The organism is Protofrankia sp. CiP1_Cm_nod3 (genome assembly GCF_982290655.1).
Genome location: NZ_CEVIVD010000067.1, coordinates 17,502 through 18,216, shown reverse-complemented (window position 1 = coordinate 18,216; position 715 = coordinate 17,502). Strand labels below are relative to the sequence as shown.

General features: G+C 74.8%; 1 pseudogene. It reads right to left on the bottom strand.

The window, feature by feature from the left end:
* Positions 1-149: 149 nt before the first annotated feature.
* Positions 150-715: pseudogene (locus tag AC5LUJ_RS14270) on the bottom strand (glycosyltransferase family 39 protein); the annotation flags it as partial.

The following is a 715-nucleotide window of genomic DNA, read 5'->3' as shown; positions in this document are numbered from 1 at the left end:
TCTGCGCGGGCGGACGTCCCGGCAGGACGGCGCCGTCCTGTCGGGACGCGGCACGCGCGCGACGCGTGCGCACGCGGTGGGCGGCCACCGTCATACGGGCAGCGGCCGCCGTCCCGTCCGACCGAGGATCCACCAGCGCGTCCCGGCGGTCACGGCTGGAAGCGCAGCAGGGCGAAGTTCTCCCAGACCCTGGCTGACTGGCCCTGTTCCATGACCTGGTCGACGCGCGGGCGCCGCGCCTCGAGACGTCCGCGCACCTGGGTGCACAGGGTCTCGTAGGTGCGGTACGCGCCCGACCCGGCCAGGAAGACGGTGTTGCCGGGGCCCGCCTCCGCCAGCGCCCGGTCCGCGACGGCCACCCCGTTGGCGGTGGTGTTGCGGTCCTCGTAGTCGGTCCAGTTGACCCGGTCGGGTGGGGCGTAGGTCGGGACGACGTACACCCGCATCCACGGCGGGACCGTGCGGGCCAGGCCCGGGCCGAGCTGGTCCGGGCAGACCAGCAGCACATCACCGGGCCGCCCGAGGCGCTCGAGCACGCCCGCGGCCTGCTCGGCCTGGGTGCGGGCGCGGGAGATGTCGGTGTAGCCGCCGACGAGCCCGAGCAACGCGCACGCCAGGACGACACCCCGGAACAGCCGGCTGTCGACGAGGACGGTCGCCCCGAGGCCGATCACCAGCAGGAACGGGACGAACGCGGTGGCGGTGTACCGGTCAG